Raw genomic sequence first — 16,634 nt, forward strand, 5'->3', positions numbered from 1 at the left:
CGCGCACATATGACCGCCCCCATCGCCCCCTATCCCGCCAGCCGTCCGCGCCGCATGCGCCGGGATGCCTTCTCCCGGCGGCTGATGCGCGAGCATCGCCTGAGCGCCGACGACCTGATCCTGCCGGTGTTCGTGACCGAAGGCGAAGGGGTCCGCGAACCGGTGCCCTCGATGCCCGGCGTGGAGCGGGTCTCCATTGACCAGCTGCTGGTCGACGCTGCCGCCGGCCACCGCCTGGGCATCCCGGCCCTGGCCCTGTTCCCGGTGGTCCCGGTGCAGAAGAAGAGCCTGGACGCCGCCGAGGCATGGAACCCGGAGGGCCTCGCCCAGCGCGCGGTTCGCGCGCTGAAGGCCGAGCTTCCGGATCTGGGCGTGATCACCGACGTGGCCCTGGACCCGTTCACCACCCACGGCCAGGACGGCATCATCGATGACGACGGCTATGTGGTGAACGACATCACCGTGGAGGCCCTGGTGCGCCAGGCGCGTTCGCATGCCGCGGCCGGCGCCGACGTGGTCGCGCCCTCGGACATGATGGACGGCCGCATCGGCGCCATCCGCAGCGCGCTGGAAGACGACGGCCAGGTCCACACGCGCATCCTCGCCTACTCGGCCAAGTACGCCTCGGCCTTCTACGGCCCGTTCCGCGACGCGGTGGGCTCGGCCGGCAACCTCGGCCGCGGCAGCAAGGAGACCTACCAGATGGATCCGGCCAACGGCGAGGAGGCGATCCACGAGGTGGCCGCCGATCTGGCGGAGGGTGCCGACATGGTGATGGTCAAGCCGGGCATGCCGTATCTCGACGTGGTCCACCGCATCCGCGAGCGCTTTCAGCGCCCGACCTTTGTCTACCACGTATCCGGCGAATACGCGATGCTCAAGGCCGCCGCCGAACGCGGCTGGCTCGACGAACGCGCCTGCGTGCTGGAGGCCCTGACCGGCATGAAGCGCGCCGGCGCCGACGGCATCCTCACCTACTACGCCCGGGCGGCGGCCGAATGGCTGGCGGAGGACGCCACGTCATGAGCCGTCCCGATCGCTACGCGGTGGTGGGCAACCCGATCCATCATTCCCTGTCGCCGCGCATCCACACCCTGTTCGCCGAACAGACCGGGCAGGCGATGACCTACGAGGCACGCCGCGGCACCCCGGGGCAGTTCGCCGAAGAGGTTGGCGGCTGGCTGGCCGGGGAACTGCGCGGCGTCAACGTGACCGTCCCGTTCAAGGAAGACGCCTGCCAGCTCGCGGCCGTCCTCTCCGACCGCGCCCGCCGCGCCGGGGCCGCCAACACCCTGTGGACCGGCGACGACGGCCGCATCCATGGCGACAACACCGACGGCGTCGGCCTGCTGCGCGATCTGGAAGACCGCCTCGGCTGCGAACTGACCGGTCGAAGCATCCTGATCCTGGGGGCCGGCGGCGCCACCCGCGGCATCCTGCAGCCGCTGCTGGAACGCCGACCCTCCAAGCTGATGATCGCCAACCGCACCCCGGCCCGGGCCGAGGGCCTCGCCCACGACTTCGCCGATCTCGCCGGCGACACCCGCCTGGAGGCCTGCGCGCTGGACGCTTTGCCCGACGCCCCGTTCGATCTGATCCTCAACGCCACCGCCGCCGGGCTGTCCGAGGATGCGCTGGAGCTGCCCGCGGGTCTGGTCGGTCCGCGGACCACGGCTTACGACCTGGTCTACGGCCCGGCCGCGCTGCGCTTTCTCGACTGGGCCGAGGCGAACGGCTGCGCACTCAGCAGCGACGGTCTGGGCATGCTGGTGGAACAGGCCGCCGAGGCCTTCGCAATCTGGCGCGGGGTGCACCCCGAAACCGGACCGGTGCTGGCGACCCTGCGCCACGAAGCCGCCGACTGACCCGCCCCGGCCATGACCCCGCGCGAGCGCCTGTACGAGTACGCCCGCCTGACCCGGCTGGACCGGCCGGTGGGCATCTACCTGCTGCTGTGGCCGACGCTGTGGGCGTTGTGGATCGCCGCCGACGGCCTGCCGCCCTGGCATCTGCTGTTCATCTTCGTCGCCGGGGTCACCCTGATGCGCTCGGCCGGCTGCGCGATCAACGACTACGCCGACCGCCATTTCGACGCCCATGTCACGCGCACCCGCGACCGCCCGCTGGCGATCGGCAGCATCACCCCGCGCGAGGCCCTGGCGGTGTTCGCGGCGCTGTGCCTGGTGGCCTTCGTGCTGGTGCTGTTCACCAACCCGCTGACCATCGCGTTCTCGGTGGTGGCGATGCTGCTGGCGGGCACCTATCCGTTCTCCAAGCGTTTCCACCATTTCCCGCAGGTGCACCTTGGCGCGGCGTTCGCCTGGGCAGTGCCCATGGCCTTCACCGCGGTCAACAACGAACTGCCGCCGCCGGAGGCCTGGCTGCTGTTCGTGATCACCCTCGCATGGACCACGGTGTACGACACCTTCTACGGCATGGTCGACCGCGAGGACGACCTGAAGATCGGGGTGAAATCCACCGCCATCGCCTTCGGCGAGCTGGACCGCGCCATCACCGGGGCGCTCCAGGTGATGGTCTGGATCGGCCTGTTGCTGCTGGGACGCAATCTGGAGTTCGGCGGGGTGTACATGGCCGGGCTGGCGGTGGTCGCCGCGCTGATGTTCTACCAGCAGTTCCTGATCGCCGAACGCGAGCCGGCCGACTGCCTGCGGGCGTTCAGGAACAATCATTATCTCGGCGCGGTGGTGATGCTGGCGATGATCGGCGACCACCTGTGGCGAGCGGCCTCCTGAGCCGCCAACCGCGCCCCGCGAACGACGCACCTCAGGCCCGCGCGAGCGTCAGCGCCTCCACCCGCGCCGCCCCCGCCGCATACAGGGCCTCCGCCAGCGCATCCAGCGTGGCTCCGGTGGTCGCCACGTCATCCACCAGCAGCACACGGGCCGCCGGCGGCAGCTCCGCGCCGGGTCTCAGGGCAAAGGCGCGTGCCACGTTGCGACGGCGTTCGCGCCGCCCCAGCCCCTGTTGCGATTCGGTGGCACGTACCCGGACCACCAGCCGCGACGCCAGCGGCGCCTCCAGCACCCGCGCCACTTCGCGCGCCAGTTCCAGGGCCTGATTGAAGCCACGCTCGCGGTAACGCTCGGGATGCAGCGGCACCGGGACCACACAATCCGGCCCCGGGTCCGTGCCATGTTGTGCATCCGCCAGCTCGTCGGCCGCGCGCCGGGCCAGCCCCCGGAGCACGCGTGCCGCGGTCGCGTCATCGGCATGCTTGCGCGCGAGAATCAGGCGATCCAGCGGCCATGTATAGCGCCACGGGGCATGCAGTGCCGCCAGCCGCGGGTCGCGATCCCGACACCGGGGACACGGACCCGCCACGGTGTCCGGCTCGCCACAGCGCGGACAGGGGGCCACCACCCGTTCCAGTTCCGCCAGACAGCCCGCGCACAGGGCATCGCCCGAACCAACGCCGGCCCCGCAAAGCCCGCAGGCCGACGGAAACGGCCCCTCCAGCCAGCGCCGTACCCGTATTCCCGCTTTCCCCGTCATCCATGAAGGGCCGCGTGCCATGATGCTAAACTCCGACCTTTTACCGGCAGGATAGCTCATGGAAACGAAGACCATCTCCGGACGCCGATCGCGGCGGGCGGCATCGCTGTTCGATATCGGGAACGTCATCGTCATCAGCGTGGCCGGTATCCCCCTGTTCCTCGTCGGCGGCGACGGGGTCGGCGTGGGCTTCATCATCGCGGCGATCGTGGGGATCGTCCCGCTGATCCTGTGGTTCGGGGGATCCATGGTCGTCTATGCCCTGAACAAGCATCACCCCGACCCGCGCGTGGGGCACCACACCCAGTGGGCCGCCTACCGGCTGTACGGCCTGATGGGCGCGCTGATCGTGGTGGCAACCTTCTTCCCGCCCGACATCGACTACTATCGCGCCTACTGGGCCGTGGCCGCAGTGATCCTGCTGCCGTGGTCGCTGTATGCCCTCTACACCATCTATCGCGAGCCGTGGTCGGACATCGATGTCCCGGCCGAGGCCGACCAGGAGCACCACCTATGAGCGAGCTGCGCCACGACTGGACCACCGAGGAAGTCGAAACCCTGCTGGATCTGCCGCTGAACGACCTGATCTTCCGCGCGCAGACCGCCCATCGGGAACATTTCGACCCCAATGCGGTGCAGGTCAGCACGCTGCTGTCGATCAAGACCGGGGCCTGCCCCGAGGACTGCGCCTACTGCCCGCAGAGCGCCCACCACGACGTGGAACTGGAGCGCGAGCGCCTGCTGCCGGTCGACGAAGTCGTCGAGGCCGCGCGCAACGCCCGCGCCCAGGGCGCGACCCGCTTCTGCATGGGCGCGGCCTGGCGCAACCCCACCGACCGGAACCTCGAGCGCGTGATCGAGATGGTGCGCGCGGTCAAGGACGAGGGACTGGAGACCTGCATGACCCTCGGCATGCTGAAGGCGGAGCAGGCACAGCGCCTGTCCGAGGCAGGGCTGGACTACTACAACCACAACCTCGACACCTCGCCGGAGTTCTACGGCCACATCATCTCCACCCGCACCTACCAGGACCGCCTGGAGACCCTGGAGCACGTGCGCGAGGCCGGCATGAACGTCTGCTGCGGCGGCATCCTCGGCATGGGCGAGTCGCGCCGTGACCGCGCGCGGATGCTGCAGCAGATGGGCAACCTGCCGAAGCACCCGGAGTCGGTGCCGATCAACCAGCTGATCCAGGTCGAGGGGACCCCGCTGCAGGACGTGGAGAACATCGATCCGCTGGAGTTCGTGCGCAGCATCGCGGTCGCGCGCATCGTGATGCCCGCCTCCTACGTGCGCCTGTCCGCCGGGCGCACCGAGATGTCCGACGAGATGCAGGCGCTGTGCTTCCTCGCCGGCGCCAATTCGCTGTTCTACGGCGACACCCTGCTGACCACGCCGAACCCGGGCGAGAATCACGACCTCGCCCTGTTCGAGCGCCTCGGCCTGCAGCCGGAAACCGCCGACGGGCACACCGGCGAGGACGCCGCCGAACCCGCCGCGCGCAGCGCGTGACCCCGGGCCCGCCGGACGGGCGGGCCTTCTCCTCCACGACGCAGCCGCAGGCACCCCGGCCGGGCATGAGCGACTCCCTGCAACGCTTCCTACAGCAGCGCCTCGAGACCGTCTGCGAGGCCGGGCTGTGGCGTCGCCTGCGCACGCTCGACGGGCCGCAGCAGCCGGAGCAGATCATCGACGGGAAGCCGGTCGTCGCCTTCTGCTCCAACGACTACCTCGGCCTGGCCGCCGACCCGGCGGTCAGCGCCGCCGCCCGCGAGGCCCTGGTCGAATACGGCACCGGCGCCGGGGCCGCCCACCTGATCAACGGCCACACCCGGGCCCACGCCGAGCTGGAACAGGCGCTGGCGCGTTTCACCGGGCGCGAGCGGGCACTGGTCTTCTCCACCGGTTACATGGCCAATCTCGCGCTGGTGCAGACCCTGGTCGGGCGCCACGACACGGTGTTCGAGGACCGCTGGAACCACGCCTCACTGATCGACGCCGTGCGCCTGTCCGGCGCGCGCAGCCAGCGCTACCGCCACGGCGACCCCGAACACCTGCGCCAGCGCCTCGAACGGGCACCCGCCGGTGGCCACCGGCTGATCGTCACCGACGGGGTCTTCTCCATGGACGGCGACATCGCCCCGCTGCCGCAGCTGGCCGCGCTGGCCCGCGAGTTCGACGCCTGGCTGATGGTGGACGACGCCCACGGCTTCACCGTGCTGGGCGAGACCGGGGGCGGCAGCTGCCAGCATTTCGGCCTGGATACCGGCGACGTACCGATCCTGATGGGCACCCTGGGCAAGGGCTTCGGCACCGCCGGGGCCTTCGTCGCCGGCAGCGAAGCGCTGATCGAGACCCTGATCCAGACCGCCCGGCCTTATATCTACACCACGGCGATGCCCGCCGCGCTGGCCGCCGCTACCCTGGCGTCCGTGCGCATCGCCGGGGCGGCCGGCGACCGCCGCGATCATCTGGGCGCCCTGATCCGGCGGCTGGGCGCCGGACTGGATGCCCTGGGCCTGCCCCATCCACCGCCGGACACGCCCATCCAGCCGGTGATCCTCGGCGATGCGGCGCGCGCCACGGCCATCGCCGAGCGCCTGCAGCAGGCCGGCTTCCTGGTTCCCGCCATTCGCCCGCCCACGGTCCCCGAGGGCCAGGCCCGCCTGCGCATCACCCTGTCCGCCGCCCACAACGAAGCCCAGGTCGACGCCCTGCTGAACGCACTCGAGCGCGCCCTCCACGCCAGCCCCGGAGGTTGAGCCTCGTCAGGCGCCGCGGGCAACCCCCAGGTCGGCGGCCGCGCAATGCAGCCGTCGATCCCGGGTCCACAGACGCGTGCCCGGCGTCAGCAAGCCGGAAGCAAGCAGATGGGCATCGGCATACCCGATACCGCGACCCATCAATTCGCGGGCCTCGATGCACGCGAGCACCTCCTCGTCCGTTGCCCGGGTCGCGTGCGGAAGGTCGCCCAGCAGCCGCAGGATCTCGCCCCGGTTGCGCAGATTTCCGCATGCGAGCTCGCCGATCACGAAGGCATGGACCAGCACCCTCGATTCATGGAGCAGAACCTCCAGTTCCGGCTCCCCCTCGCGCAGATGATCGATCCATACCGAAGTATCGACGAGGATCATCCCGCCATCGGGCGCCGGCGGGGAACCGCCTCCAGGTCGGGTTCGCTGCCGCCCAGTTGCGCGAGGCGACGGGCGCTCTCGCGCTCCACCAGCGCCCGCAGGCCTTCCCGAACGAGGATCGTCTTCTCGCTCACCCCCGTCATGCGTCGCGCTTCTTCCAGCAACTCGTCGTCGATGTTGATCGTTGTCCGCATGGCTCCTCTCCCGCGACTCCGGCCGGACCGGCCCCGTTCGCCGATGCACTAATAATACACCATCCGATGCCGTTTTATGCATACATGCCTCGCGGGTTACTCTCACAGCTCGCCGCGTTCGGCCAGCGACACGGCGGTGTCGCCGATGATCAGGTGATCCAGCAGGCGCACGTCGATCAGCGACAGTGCCTCGCTCAGGCGCCGGGTGATGAGCGCATCCGAGCGCGAGGGCTCGGCCACGCCGGAAGGATGGTTGTGGGCGAGGATGACCGCGGCGGCGTTGTGGTGCAGTACCCGCCGCACCACCTCGCGCGGGTGCACGCTGGCGCCGTCGATGGTGCCGCGGAACAGCTCCTCGAACGCCAGCACCCGGTGGCGATTGTCGAGGAACAGCGCGCCGAAGACTTCGAACGGGTAGTCGCGCAGGCGGGCACTCAGGAACCGGCGGGTGGCCGCCGGCGAGGTCAGCGCCTCGCCGCGCTCCAGGTCCGCCTCCAGATGCCGACGGCCCATCTCCAGCACGGCCTGCAACTGGGCATACTTGGCCTGCCCCAGCCCCGGTGCCGCGCAGAACCCGGCCTCGTCGGCCTGCAGCAGCGGGCGCAGGCCCCCGAAACGGGACAGCAGGTCGCGCGCGACATCCACCGCGCTCTTGCCGGTCACGCCGGTGCGCAGGAAGATCGCCAGCAGTTCGGCATCCGACAGCGCGGCGGCACCGCGTTCCAGCAGTTTCTCGCGCGGGCGCTCGCCCGCCGGCCAGTCCGTGATGGCCATGTCCACCTCCCTGTGGTCCGTATCCGGTTCGATCCTGCCCCGCCCGGCCAGCGCGCGCAAGCCGCGACGGCGGGCCCGCTGTTAGAATCTACCGAATGAACGAAACGACCTGCAGCGACGGGGACTCCGGCGGGCCACGCATCCTGGTGGGGGTCAGCGGCGGCATCGCGGCGTACAAGGCCTGCGAGCTGGTGCGGGAACTGCGCCGCCGCGGCTGCGCGGTGCGCGTGGTGATGACCGCGGGGGCGCAGGCCTTCGTCACCCCGCTGACCTTCCAGGCCCTGTCCGGCGAGCCGGTGCGCACCCATCTGCTGGACGCCGAAGCGGAATCCGGGATGGACCACATCGCGCTGGCGCGCTGGGCCGACCACGTCGTGGTCGCCCCCGCCAGCGCCGACCTGATGGCGCGCATGGCCCAGGGGCTGGCCGACGACCTGCTGACCACCCTGCTGCTGGCCACCACCGCCCCGGTGACCCTGGCACCGGCGATGAACCACCGCATGTGGGAACACCCGGCGACCCGTGCCAACCATGCCACCCTGTGCGAGCGCGGCGTGCGGTTCGTCGGGCCGGACAGCGGCGAGCAGGCCTGTGGCGAGCAGGGCGCCGGACGCATGGCGGAACCCGCGACCATCACTTCCGCCCTGCTGGATACAACCCCCGGCCCGCTGCAGGGCCGCCGTGTCCTGATCACCGCCGGGCCGACCCGCGAACCGGTGGACCCGGTGCGCTACCTCGGCAACCGCAGCTCCGGACGCATGGGGTTTGCCGTGGCCGCCGCCGCGCGCGATGCCGGCGCCCGGGTCACCCTGGTGCACGGGCCCTGCGAGCTGGCGGTACCGCCCGGCGTGCAGGCGCATGCGGTGGAAACGGCGGCGGAGATGCATGCGGCCGTACTGGAGGCGCTGGAGGACACGGAGGTGTTCATCGCCACCGCCGCGGTGGCCGACTACCGGCCCTCCAACCCGGCCGCGCAGAAGCTGAAAAAGACCCGCGAAGACCTGGCGCTGGAACTGGAACCCACCCCGGACATCCTCGCCGACGTGGCCCGGCGGGTCGACGGGCTTGCAGCCCGGCCGCTGCTGGTCGGATTCGCCGCCGAGACCGGCAATCTGCGGGAATACGCCCGCGACAAGCTCGTCGCCAAGGGCCTGGATCTGGTCGCCGCCAACCGCGTGGACGGCGGCCGGGGTTTCGGCCACGGCGACAACAGCCTGCTGTGCCTGTGGCCCGACGGCGAACGCGAACTGCCACGCCAGCCCAAGGACCGCCTGGCCCGCGAACTGATCACCCTGATCGCCGAGCGCCTGCAGACGCACCCGGCCAACCCCTCTCCGACCCAAGGAAACTGACGCATGCCCGCCCCGGAAATCGATCTGAAGGTCCTTGATCCGCGCATGGGCACGGACTTCCCGCTGCCCGCCCCCGCCACCGAGGGCTCCGCCGGCGTGGATCTGCGCGCCATGCTGGAAGAACCGCTGAACCTGGCCCCGGGCGAAGCCGAGCTGCTGCCCACCGGACTGGCGGTGCACATCGCCGACCCGGGCTACGCCGGCATGATCCTCCCGCGCTCGGGCCTGGGCCACAAGAAGGGCCTGGTACTGGGCAACCTGGTCGGACTGATCGACGCCGACTACCAGGGCCCGCTGATGGTCTCCGCCTGGAACCGCAGTGATGCACCGATCTCCATCGACGTCGGCGACCGCATCGCGCAGCTGGTCTTCGTGCCGGTACTGCAGCCGCGGTTCCGCGTGGTCGATGACTTCGAGCAAAGCGAGCGCGGCACCGGCGGCTTCGGTTCATCCGGCCAGCGCTGACGCCGTTCGCCCGCACCGCGGCCCCGCGCCGGGTGATAAACTCCGCCCCCGAACGTCAACCGGACCCCCAGCCATGGACACCGACACCGCCCATTCCGTCGCCCATGTCCTGATCGAGGCGCTGCCCTACATCCAGCGTTTCGCAGGCAAGACCATCGTCATCAAGTACGGCGGCAACGCGATGACCGAGGACCACCTGAAGGCGAGCTTCGCGCGCGACATCGTGCTGCTCAAGCAGGTGGGCGTGAACCCGGTGGTGGTCCACGGCGGCGGCCCGCAGATCGGTGACCTGCTGGATCGGCTGGGCAAGAAATCGGAGTTCGTCGACGGCCTGCGGGTCACCGACCGCGAGACCATGGACGTGGTGCAGATGGTCCTCGGCGGGATCGTCAACCAGGAGATCGTGTCCCTGATCAACCGCTACGGCGGTCGCGCGGTGGGCCTGACCGGCAAGGACGGGCAGATGATCCGCGCCACGCCACTGCGCGGCGAGGACCCCGACGTGGATCTGGGCCATGTCGGTCAGGTCGAAGGCGTGGATCCGGCCATCGTGCATACCCTCGACCACAGCAGCTTCATCCCGGTGATCGCGCCCATCGGCTTCGACCGCGAGGGGCGTGCCTACAACATCAACGCCGATACCGCGGCGGAAAAGCTCGCGGTGGTGCTGGACGCGGAGAAGCTGTTCCTGCTGACCAACACCCCCGGGGTGCTGGACCAGGCCGGCACGCTGCTGCCGAAGCTCGCCGCGCCGCAGGTGGACGAGATGATCCGTGACGGGACCATCCATGGCGGCATGATCCCCAAGATCCGCTGCGCCCTGGATGCGGTGCGCAGCGGCGTGAACGCCACCCACATCGTCGACGGCCGGGTGGAACACGCAGTCCTGCTGGAGCTGTTGACCGACGAGGGCGTGGGCACCCTGATCAGCCGCTGACCCGCGCCGCGCCCCGGGGCACGGCACGGTGCGGCGCGCTCAGTCCTCCTCTTCCAGGACCAGTTCGCGGTAATCCTCGGCGTCCGCGTCGAACTGCGCGTTCATCTCGTCGATACGGGCCTGCTGGCGTTCCTGGTAGGCCCGTTCGCGGTCCAGCCGGCCCTGCACGTCCTCCAGCTCGTCGGCGTAGCGCGCCCGCAGCGCGGCGCTGTCCGGATTGCGGGCCTGCTGGCGTTCGATGCGGTCGCGTTCGCGCTCGAGGATCCGCGCCTGACGCTCACTCATGCGGATATTGTTCTCCAGCGCGGCGATGCGCCGCTCACGCAGGGACTCGATCTCGGCAAGCGAATCGTATGCGCGCTCCAGCTGACGCTTGCGGGCCGCCTGGTCGCGGGCGGCACCCTCACCCGACTCCTGCGCCTGCTCGGCGCGCCGGCGTTCCTCGGCCGCGGCCTCGCGTTCCTCGGCGGTGGGCGGGGCCGGCACCACCTCGCGCACGAAGCCCTGGCGGTCGTACACTTGCCGCTCGCGGTCGCTGGATTCCGGCCTCGGCTTGTCCGAAAAACGTACCGTGCCATCATCATCCACCCAGCGATGGATGTCGCCGGCCACCGCCGGTGCCACCGACATGGCCAGCAGCATGGCCAGGGCGCCGAGCAGCACCCCGACAGCCATCCCGTTCCCGTACATTGGTCCGCTTACTCTCATGTCCATCCTCGAGCATCTCGGGCTCGCGCTCGTGGCCCTCATCGCCAACGGCTTCTCCGCGCTGGCGGGCGGCGGCGCGGGGCTCTTGCAGCTCCCGGCCCTGATCTTCCTCGGCCTGCCCTACCCGGTGGCCCTGGCGACTCACAAGATCGCCACGGTGGCCCTGGGGGCGGGCGCCGGCCTGCGACATGTGAAGGAAAGCACATTTTCCCCGGCTCGACTAGGGGTCATCCTGGGGGCCGGCGTACCGGGCGTACTGCTGGGGGCCTGGCTGGTGCTGGAGATCCCGCCACGCGCCGGGGAGATCGCCCTGGGCCTGCTGACCGTCGCCCTGGGGTGGTATTCCTGGCGGCGCCCGCAGCTGGGACAGAAGCGCCGGGTCACCTCCGACAGCCTCAACCACGCCCTGATCGGTGCCGCCGGGCTGTTCGTGATCGGCGCGCTCAACGGCTCGCTGGCCTCCGGCACCGGGCTGATGGTCACGCTGTGGCTGGTGCGCTGGTACGGCATGAGCTACACCGAGGCCGTCGGCTACACCATGGTGCTGGTGGGGCTGGTGTGGAATGGCGCCGGCGCGCTGATGCTGGGCACCTTCGGCACGGTGCAGTGGGACTGGCTGCCGGCGCTGCTCCTCGGCAGCTTCATCGGCGGTTATCTGGGCGCCACGCTGGCGATCCGCTACGGCAACCGCCTGGTCAAACGGGCGTTCGAGGTGGTGACGGTCCTCACCGGCATCGCGCTGCTGCTGCCGGTCCCGTAACCTCAGCAGGTCTGGCCGTTGCCGGGCACGTCGCAGCGGTTGAGCAGATCGAAGTGCTCGATCCCCTCGAGGATGCCGCGGGCATGCGTGGCGCGGGCGAAAAAGATCCGCTTGAAGCCACGCAGGGACTGCAGCTCGGGCTGATGATTGCCCACCACCACCCCCAGCAGGCGCCCGCGCAGCATGTCCTCGTCGTTGCCCGAATCACCGGCGACCAGTACATGCTCCAGCGGGATGCCCCACTTGTCGGCGAAGTAGCGCACCGCCAGCCCCTTGGATGCCCGCACCGGGAGCAGGTCCAGGAAGCGTTCGTGGGAATAGATCACGTGGGCATGCAGATCGGCCCGGTACAGCCGGGTCTCGATCGCCTCCACGTCGATGCTGCCGGGCGGTTCGACGAAATAGCTGACCTTGTGCGAGCGCTGGTCGATGTCCGGCTGGGGCACCAGCCCGGGCTCGCCGTCCAGTTCCTCGCGCAGGCGATCGGGTTCCCAGCGATGGCTGATATGCCGGGCCCAGCCACGATCCGGGGTCTGTTCGGACCCGTAGTGGATCTCGCTGCCCACCGAGGTGATCCAGACGTCCGGCATCGGCACGCCGTGTTCCTCCAGCACCGCGGCGGCGGAATCGATGCGGCGCCCGGTAGCCACGCCGAAGGCCACCCGCTTGCGGTTGCGCCGCAGCCAGGCGACAAACGCCCGGGTAGCCTTCGTGTCGCCCAGCAGGGTGTTGTCGATGTCGGTGATCACCGCGCGGTCCACGTTCGCCAGGCGACCGGAGACCTGGCGCTGTTCGTGCCGCACCTGACGCACCTCGCGCGACAGCGAGCGCAGCAGGCGCACGTATTTCTCCGCGTGCCCGTCCCAGGAATAGTGCTTGCGCACGCCCTTGAGCCCGTCGCGCGAATAACGCTGCCAGCGCGGGCGGTCGGCGAGGATCGCCTGGATGGAATCGGCGATCCCCTCGGGATCCAGCGGGTCGATCAGCAGGCCGTTGTGGCAGCGCGAGACGATCTCGTCGGGGCCGCCGTCGTTGGTGGCGACGATGGGGGCGCCGCTGGCCGCCGCCTCGATCAGAGTCAGGCCGAACGGCTCGGTCAGGGCGGGATTCACGAATACCCCGCGGGTGGCCGCCACCAGGCGGTAGAGATCGGGAACATCGTCCGAGCCGTGGTGCTTGGGGTAGGCCACCTTGCCATACAGGTCGTGGCGGTCGATGCGCAGCAGCAGATCCGTGAGCACCTCGCGCGCGCCCTTTTCCAGATCGCGGATGTCGTCGCGGTTGCCGGCCACGATCAGCAGGTTGGCGTTCTCGCGCAGCCATTCGTTGCCGGCATACGCATCCACCAGACTGCGGATATTCTTGCGCTCGTCGGCGCGCGACAGCGCCATGATCAGCGGCCGGTCGGGCTTTTGCAGGAAACGCCGGATCTCGGGCCAGATCGGCGGTTTGCGCTCACCGCGTTTCGGCGGGTGGAAGCGTTCGAGGTCGGTCCCCGGCGGGATCACCTCCATGCGCTCGGGCTGGTAGTTGTCGTAGGTGGCGTACTGCTCGTCCACCTCCTGACGGGTGCTGGCGATCACCCGGTGGGCGTGCGCCAGCGCCTCTTCCTCGGCATGGATACGGGTGGAGATGTTGTAGCGTGATTCGATGTCCTTCTCGGACAGGCCGCCCTCGCGCAGGCGCTCGCGCTTGACCCGCCCGAGCGAGTGCCCGGTCTGCAGCATGGGCACGCCCAGCAGGTTGGACAGCCGCGCCGCGACATCGCCGGCATCGGCATAATGACCGTGGATCACGTCCGGGCGCAGCCCGACCCGCCGGATATGCGCCAGGGCGTTGTCGGCGAAGCAGTCGAGATACGGCCAGAGCTTTTCCTTGCGCAGGTAGCGCTTCGGGCCGCTGTCCAGGCGCACGATATGGGCACCGTCACCCAGATCCTCCACCGGTTCGGCATAGTCATCGTCGACCCGGCTGTCGACCACGCGCCGGGTCAGCAGGTCCACCCGTCCGACCTGCGGATGCCGCGCCAGGGCCCGCGCCAGTTCGACCACGTAGAGGGTCTGCCCGCCGGTGTCGGCATCCCGGCCGAGTTCCAGATTCTCGCCTCGAATGAGGCCATGCACGCTGATCAGAACAAGATAAAGGCCTTCGCCCTGGCGGGACTTGCTCTGAGTCTTCTTCATGGCGTCTCCGGTTCCGGACTGTCGAACAGCGACAGGTTTTCGGGGTTGTCGATCATCGCCTGGGACAGCAGCACCGCCGTGGCCGACCAGGTCTGGCGGTAGTTGGCCCGCCGCCCGATCAGACGGCCGTGGCGGCCGTCGTAGTATTCCGGCCAGTCGTCGCGATGCAGCCGCTCGGCCGCCACCGCATGCACGCTGCGGGCGAGGTCCGGGCGGCCCACGCGCAGTGCCGCCCCGGTAAAGGCCCACAGCAGCGCCGGCCAGTTCCCGCCGTTGTGGTAGGACCAGGGCGTGTTCTTGGGGTCCGAGCCGGTCAGCAGGCGCCATTCCTCGCCCATCATCGCCGGGTAGCAGATCTTCACCGGCATGGTGCCGATCAGGTCCTCGAAGCGCTGCTCGAAGGTCTGCATGATCAGCCGCGACTCGTGTTCATCGGCCAGCCCGAACAGCACCGCCAGCAGGTTGCCGAAGCTGAAGAAGCGGAAATCCATGCGCCCCGGACCGAGGTTGCCGACCAGGTAACCACTCTCCGACGGGATCCAGTCCACCAGCCAGTCGGGGATGCTCTCGGGGTAGATGTTCAATGCGTTCTCCGACTCGTGGCCGAAGTGCTCGGTACGGTAGCGATGGATGGCGTTCAGGCGTTCCAGGTCCAGCCAGTAGTAGTTGCGGATGTAGTCCGCCAGCTGCCGGGTACGGATCGCGGACTGCTCGCACAGCAGTTCGGAGTCCTTGTCACAGGGCTCGAGCATGGCCAGCGAGGCCTTCAGCATCCCGTAGAACAGGGCCTGGATCTCCAGCGGGTGGCCGAACACCCCCATGCGCCGGTCGATCATGAAACTGCCGTCCGGCACCAGCAGGGTCGGGAAGACCTCGAAGCGATCCTGCAGGCAGATGCTCAGGATCAAGCGGATGCCGCGCTGCACATCCGGGCTCTTAATGAAGTCGTGGTCCCCTGTACGGTTCTGGTAGGCGCGCAGCAGCAGCACCCACCACATCATCGAGTCCACCGGCGCCACGCGCCCGATCGCGCGATCCCCGAAGTCCGCGGCCAGCGACTCGCGCCCGTTCTCGTCGGTGAACACGCGGAAGCTCGCCGGCATCACCCGCGGCAGACGCCGGTGGCCCTCGATCTCTTCCTGGGTGTCGCGGATCTGCAGGATCAGCGCAAGAAAGTCGCGCACCACCTCGGGCTCGTCGTTCAGCAGATAGACCAGCCCGGAGGGCACGAAGTCACGGATAAAGCAGTCGGCGTAGTTCTCCGCGGGCGCCCGCTCGTCCAGGCTGGCCACGGTGCCAACGGTACGCCCGCGATAGCGCACCTCGGCATCGCGCAGCAGCTGGTAGGCGGATTCGAGGGTCGGATTACGGGCATCGGGCGGGAGCTGATTCATGACCCCGAGTCTATGTAAACGCGTGCGTTTGTGCACGCACCGGGACCGCTTGCATCGCTCCCATAAACTTCATACAGTATGCATTATTATCAAGAAAGCGAGTGATTACTTGCATGAAGCGCAAGTCGGGTGAAGAGCGACGCGAGGAAATCGTTCGGGCATTGCTTGACCTGACGGCCGAGCGCGGTACCCGGGAGATTTCCACTCAGGCCATTGCCGACCGGGTGGGGATCGCCCAGCCCACGATCTTCCGGCATTTCCCGACCCGCGACGCCATCTTCCGAGCGGCCCTGGATTCCATTGGCCGCAAGCTCCTGGACGTACTCACACCGATGCTCTCCGGACGAGGGCCGGCCGACGTCCGTCTGCGCAAACTCCTGAGCCGGCAATTGCGGTTCATCAGTCGTCGAAAGGGTCTGCCTCGTCTGATCTTTTCCGAACGCCTGCATCTGGAAGACCCCGAGCTGAAGGCCGTGGTCCGCGACATCATCGACCGCTATACCGCGCGGCTGGAGGAACTGCTCCGGGACGGCGTCCACCAGGGATGCTTTCGCCAGGACCTGGACACGGCCGAGACCGCGCGCCTGATCGTGGCGCTGATCCAGGGGCTGGTCATGCGCTGGTCGCTCTCCGACTTCGAGTTTCCGCTTGACCAGCAGGGCGAGGTGCTTTGGCGCCTGCTGGAGCCTGCATTGGGGGCACCGCAGGGCCCGCCAGATCAGGCACCCGGCCCGCACGCGAACACATCCGACTAACCCGAGGAGACTGGATATGCTTTTCCCCCGAGCCACAAGCCGTGCCGCCCTGGTCGTCGCCGTTCTCGCCATGCCCCTGGCCAGCACTGCGGCGGCCGATACCTTTCAGTCCGTGATGCAAGGGCTCGCGGACGACATGAACCGGGTGCAGTCCGCGCTGTTCGTCGAGGACTTCGACACCGCCACCGAGGCCGCCGAGGCGATCGCGGATCACCCGAAACCCTCGCTCGGCGAGCGGCGGCGTGTCCTGTCGGCAGTCGGGTCGCGAGTCAGCGAGTTTCGTGCGCTGGACCAGCGGGTGCACGAAACCGCCAAAGGGCTTGCCAACGCGGCGCGGGACCAGGATCTGGACCAGTCCATCCGCTACCACGGCAGGCTCGTGAATGCCTGCATCGCCTGCCACAGTGCATTCCGCGAGGACGTGGTCAGCGCCCTGTCCCCGGAAAATGCGCCGGAACGCTGAGC

Annotated in this window: 19 protein-coding genes; 12 read left to right on the plus strand and 7 right to left on the minus strand. The window is 69.2% G+C overall.

What is annotated here, in order from left to right; all coding sequences use genetic code 11:
* Positions 1-9 precede the first annotated feature (9 nt).
* The 3 genes from hemB to ubiA are packed head-to-tail and all read left to right on the plus strand — an operon-like array spanning position 10 to position 2,753.
* Positions 10-1,026: a porphobilinogen synthase gene (gene hemB / locus F787_RS0105480; RefSeq protein ID WP_028491547.1), complete on the plus strand. Its 1,017-nt coding sequence runs from the start codon at positions 10-12 to the stop codon at positions 1,024-1,026.
* Complete coding sequence (gene aroE / locus F787_RS0105485; RefSeq protein WP_028491548.1) at positions 1,023-1,865, plus strand: shikimate dehydrogenase; 843 nt, start codon at positions 1,023-1,025, stop codon at positions 1,863-1,865. The genes hemB and aroE overlap by 4 nt, the downstream gene beginning before the upstream one ends.
* Positions 1,866-1,877: 12 nt before the next feature.
* On the plus strand, positions 1,878-2,753 hold the full coding sequence (ubiA, locus tag F787_RS0105490; protein WP_028491549.1) for a 4-hydroxybenzoate octaprenyltransferase: 876 nt from the start codon (positions 1,878-1,880) through the stop codon (positions 2,751-2,753).
* Between the two features lie 31 nt (positions 2,754-2,784).
* Here the strand turns inward: ubiA and F787_RS0105495 are convergent, their stop codons facing one another.
* Positions 2,785-3,495, minus strand: coding sequence for a ComF family protein (locus tag F787_RS0105495; protein WP_028491550.1), 711 nt, complete (start codon positions 3,493-3,495; stop codon positions 2,785-2,787).
* Between the two features lie 76 nt (positions 3,496-3,571).
* On the opposite strand from F787_RS0105495, the gene F787_RS0105500 reads away from it, so the two are divergent.
* The 3 genes from F787_RS0105500 (at position 3,572) to bioF (ending at position 6,275) form a co-directional block, all read left to right on the plus strand.
* Positions 3,572-4,030, plus strand: a complete 459-nt coding sequence (locus tag F787_RS0105500; protein WP_018946665.1) for a hypothetical protein — start codon at positions 3,572-3,574, stop codon at positions 4,028-4,030.
* Positions 4,027-5,025, plus strand: coding sequence for a biotin synthase BioB (gene bioB, locus F787_RS0105505; RefSeq protein WP_028491551.1), 999 nt, complete (start codon positions 4,027-4,029; stop codon positions 5,023-5,025). The genes F787_RS0105500 and bioB overlap by 4 nt, the downstream gene beginning before the upstream one ends.
* Positions 5,026-5,090: 65 nt before the next feature.
* Complete coding sequence (gene bioF / locus F787_RS0105510; RefSeq protein ID WP_028491552.1) at positions 5,091-6,275, plus strand: 8-amino-7-oxononanoate synthase; 1,185 nt, start codon at positions 5,091-5,093, stop codon at positions 6,273-6,275.
* Between the two features lie 6 nt (positions 6,276-6,281).
* Here the strand turns inward: bioF and F787_RS0105515 are convergent, their stop codons facing one another.
* The 3 genes from F787_RS0105515 to radC form a co-directional block, all read right to left on the minus strand.
* On the minus strand, positions 6,282-6,647 hold the full coding sequence (locus tag F787_RS0105515; protein ID WP_018869165.1) for a type II toxin-antitoxin system VapC family toxin: 366 nt from the start codon (positions 6,645-6,647) through the stop codon (positions 6,282-6,284).
* A complete protein-coding gene (locus F787_RS0105520) occupies positions 6,644-6,841 on the minus strand; it encodes a type II toxin-antitoxin system VapB family antitoxin (RefSeq protein ID WP_018869164.1) in 198 nt (65 codons plus the stop codon). Before F787_RS0105520 ends, F787_RS0105515 begins: the two co-directional genes overlap by 4 nt.
* Positions 6,842-6,943: 102 nt before the next feature.
* Positions 6,944-7,615, minus strand: a complete 672-nt coding sequence (gene radC / locus F787_RS0105525) for a DNA repair protein RadC (RefSeq protein ID WP_018869163.1) — start codon at positions 7,613-7,615, stop codon at positions 6,944-6,946.
* A gap of 95 nt (positions 7,616-7,710) precedes the next feature.
* Between radC and coaBC the strand changes: the two genes are divergently transcribed.
* From coaBC to argB, 3 genes are all read left to right on the plus strand, one after another.
* A complete protein-coding gene (gene coaBC, locus F787_RS0105530) occupies positions 7,711-8,967 on the plus strand; it encodes a bifunctional phosphopantothenoylcysteine decarboxylase/phosphopantothenate--cysteine ligase CoaBC (protein ID WP_028491553.1) in 1,257 nt (418 codons plus the stop codon).
* 3 nt (positions 8,968-8,970) lie between these two features.
* The gene (gene dut / locus F787_RS0105535) at positions 8,971-9,432 is read left to right on the plus strand and encodes a dUTP diphosphatase (RefSeq protein ID WP_028491554.1); all 462 of its coding nucleotides are present in this window, start codon (positions 8,971-8,973) and stop codon (positions 9,430-9,432) included.
* 73 nt (positions 9,433-9,505) lie between these two features.
* Positions 9,506-10,369: an acetylglutamate kinase gene (argB, locus tag F787_RS0105540; RefSeq protein WP_028491555.1), complete on the plus strand. Its 864-nt coding sequence runs from the start codon at positions 9,506-9,508 to the stop codon at positions 10,367-10,369.
* Between the two features lie 39 nt (positions 10,370-10,408).
* Here the strand turns inward: argB and F787_RS0105545 are convergent, their stop codons facing one another.
* Positions 10,409-11,059: a DUF4124 domain-containing protein gene (locus F787_RS0105545; protein ID WP_028491556.1), complete on the minus strand. Its 651-nt coding sequence runs from the start codon at positions 11,057-11,059 to the stop codon at positions 10,409-10,411.
* A gap of 16 nt (positions 11,060-11,075) precedes the next feature.
* Here F787_RS0105545 and F787_RS0105550 point away from each other — a divergent pair, with 16 nt between their 5' ends.
* On the plus strand, positions 11,076-11,837 hold the full coding sequence (locus F787_RS0105550; RefSeq protein WP_018869158.1) for a sulfite exporter TauE/SafE family protein: 762 nt from the start codon (positions 11,076-11,078) through the stop codon (positions 11,835-11,837).
* A gap of 2 nt (positions 11,838-11,839) precedes the next feature.
* On the opposite strand, the gene F787_RS0105555 is transcribed toward F787_RS0105550, so the two are convergent.
* Both F787_RS0105555 and F787_RS0105560 read right to left on the minus strand, forming a co-directional pair.
* Entirely contained in the window at positions 11,840-14,020 is a 2,181-nt protein-coding gene (locus F787_RS0105555) for an HAD-IIB family hydrolase (RefSeq protein WP_028491557.1), read from the minus strand.
* Positions 14,017-15,414, minus strand: coding sequence for a glycoside hydrolase 100 family protein (locus F787_RS0105560; RefSeq protein WP_028491558.1), 1,398 nt, complete (start codon positions 15,412-15,414; stop codon positions 14,017-14,019). Before F787_RS0105560 ends, F787_RS0105555 begins: the two co-directional genes overlap by 4 nt.
* 113 nt (positions 15,415-15,527) lie before the next feature.
* Between F787_RS0105560 and F787_RS0105565 the strand changes: the two genes are divergently transcribed.
* Both F787_RS0105565 and F787_RS0105570 read left to right on the plus strand, forming a co-directional pair.
* Positions 15,528-16,169, plus strand: a complete 642-nt coding sequence (locus F787_RS0105565) for a TetR/AcrR family transcriptional regulator (RefSeq protein ID WP_028491559.1) — start codon at positions 15,528-15,530, stop codon at positions 16,167-16,169.
* Positions 16,170-16,185: 16 nt separating this feature from the next.
* Positions 16,186-16,632, plus strand: coding sequence for a cytochrome c (locus tag F787_RS0105570; RefSeq protein ID WP_028491560.1), 447 nt, complete (start codon positions 16,186-16,188; stop codon positions 16,630-16,632).
* The last annotated feature ends 2 nt before the right edge of the window (positions 16,633-16,634 follow it).

Source organism: Thioalkalivibrio sp. ALE19, from assembly GCF_000428605.1.
GTDB lineage: Bacteria > Pseudomonadota > Gammaproteobacteria > Ectothiorhodospirales > Ectothiorhodospiraceae > Thioalkalivibrio.

Bases quoted from the DNA above. Each gene is read 5' to 3' on its own strand.
- F787_RS0105570 (WP_028491560.1), top strand. From the start codon at position 16,186: ATGCTTTTCCCCCGAGCCACAAGCCGTGCCGCCCTGGTCGTCGCCGTT.
- bioF (WP_028491552.1), top strand. From the start codon at position 5,091: ATGAGCGACTCCCTGCAACGCTTCCTACAGCAGCGCCTCGAGACCGTC.
- coaBC (WP_028491553.1), top strand. From the start codon at position 7,711: ATGAACGAAACGACCTGCAGCGACGGGGACTCCGGCGGGCCACGCATC.
- F787_RS0105560 (WP_028491558.1), bottom strand. From the start codon at position 15,414: ATGAATCAGCTCCCGCCCGATGCCCGTAATCCGACCCTCGAATCCGCC.
- bioB (WP_028491551.1), top strand. From the start codon at position 4,027: ATGAGCGAGCTGCGCCACGACTGGACCACCGAGGAAGTCGAAACCCTG.
- F787_RS0105565 (WP_028491559.1), top strand. From the start codon at position 15,528: ATGAAGCGCAAGTCGGGTGAAGAGCGACGCGAGGAAATCGTTCGGGCA.
- F787_RS0105545 (WP_028491556.1), bottom strand. From the start codon at position 11,059: ATGTACGGGAACGGGATGGCTGTCGGGGTGCTGCTCGGCGCCCTGGCC.
- F787_RS0105500 (WP_018946665.1), top strand. From the start codon at position 3,572: ATGGAAACGAAGACCATCTCCGGACGCCGATCGCGGCGGGCGGCATCG.
- aroE (WP_028491548.1), top strand. From the start codon at position 1,023: ATGAGCCGTCCCGATCGCTACGCGGTGGTGGGCAACCCGATCCATCAT.
- ubiA (WP_028491549.1), top strand. From the start codon at position 1,878: ATGACCCCGCGCGAGCGCCTGTACGAGTACGCCCGCCTGACCCGGCTG.
- radC (WP_018869163.1), bottom strand. From the start codon at position 7,615: ATGGCCATCACGGACTGGCCGGCGGGCGAGCGCCCGCGCGAGAAACTG.
- dut (WP_028491554.1), top strand. From the start codon at position 8,971: ATGCCCGCCCCGGAAATCGATCTGAAGGTCCTTGATCCGCGCATGGGC.
- argB (WP_028491555.1), top strand. From the start codon at position 9,506: ATGGACACCGACACCGCCCATTCCGTCGCCCATGTCCTGATCGAGGCG.
- hemB (WP_028491547.1), top strand. From the start codon at position 10: ATGACCGCCCCCATCGCCCCCTATCCCGCCAGCCGTCCGCGCCGCATG.
- F787_RS0105520 (WP_018869164.1), bottom strand. From the start codon at position 6,841: ATGCGGACAACGATCAACATCGACGACGAGTTGCTGGAAGAAGCGCGA.
- F787_RS0105515 (WP_018869165.1), bottom strand. From the start codon at position 6,647: ATGATCCTCGTCGATACTTCGGTATGGATCGATCATCTGCGCGAGGGG.
- F787_RS0105550 (WP_018869158.1), top strand. From the start codon at position 11,076: ATGTCCATCCTCGAGCATCTCGGGCTCGCGCTCGTGGCCCTCATCGCC.
- F787_RS0105555 (WP_028491557.1), bottom strand. From the start codon at position 14,020: ATGAAGAAGACTCAGAGCAAGTCCCGCCAGGGCGAAGGCCTTTATCTT.